Raw genomic sequence first — 1,017 nt, 5'->3', positions numbered from 1 at the left:
TTTCTCCTGCTTTCATCATCTGTTCCAGTGCATTGTCTTTTGTCAGTTCAGGTAAAATATCTGATGCCTGAACGCTCACACATCCTGATGCCAGAGTTCCCATAATCAGTACTGTCACAATAATCATTCTTTTCTTCATTTTTTAGTCTCCTTTCTTTTGAATGTTTTTGTGGCTATATTATTTATATTTTTATATTATTTGAATTTAATTCCCTTGTCCATATTTTTGCGTGAATAGTCAAAATATGGCGTAAAAAGGCCTTCATATGATTTGATTTTGCCTTCTGCCAATGGTATACTTATTTTTAATAGGTAACCTGACCATTATCTATCTTTTTGACAGGAGATTTTTATGATAGCATTGCGTTATTTCTGCGGATTTTCTTTTCAGATTTTTCCTTATGCATTTTTCTGTTTGTATCCATTCCGGGATCGTTTCCGCCTAAGCACAAAAAAGACAATGCTCATGGCACTGTCCATTTTTATTGTAATGGTCATTCCGTTTTCTCTTATCGCACAGTTCAACATCGGCGGTGATTACAAAGAGCTGATCTCGAATGCTATTTTTTATATTGCCTTGTTACTGTTCGGAATGTTGTACTGCTTTATCATCCAGGCAAAAACAGTAGAAAAACTGTTTGTATTTTTTGTTGTAATGAGCTACGGATTCTTTGTCACAAGTACTGTTACTTTTTTGCACCGTACTTTCCGGTTCCCATCCGATCATTTTATGTATCCGCCCCTTGCACTGATTCTCACACTTATCATAAATCTGCTTCTTGCGAAACCATTTCTCATGCTGATGGAGCGAATCCGTACTATGATCAACGCTAATCTGGAATCACGTATCTGGAAGATTCTCTGCTCCCTCCCTGCTTTGTTTATTCTAATTGCCAGTATTGCACAATTCTCAAGCATAATAAATCTTTCCACCAATATAATTGTCCATGCTATGTTTGTATTGTTTGCAGTATTTGCTTTCATAGTATATGCCGTATTCTTCAGTGTCATGGAATA

The 1,017-nt window shown here is 36.1% G+C and carries 1 protein-coding gene; it reads left to right on the top strand.

What is annotated here, in order from left to right:
• Positions 1 to 352: 352 nt before the first annotated feature.
• A partial coding sequence (locus HFM85_RS15980) for a hypothetical protein (RefSeq protein ID WP_173739196.1) occupies positions 353 to 1,017 on the top strand: 665 nt, incomplete at its 3' end.

Origin of the sequence: Blautia schinkii, assembly GCF_013304825.1 — a bacterium.
In the GTDB taxonomy this organism is placed as follows: domain Bacteria; phylum Bacillota; class Clostridia; order Lachnospirales; family Lachnospiraceae; genus Blautia_A; species Blautia_A schinkii_B.
Note: the sequence above shows the minus strand (reverse complement) of the source record. Positions and strands in the feature narration are given on the sequence as shown.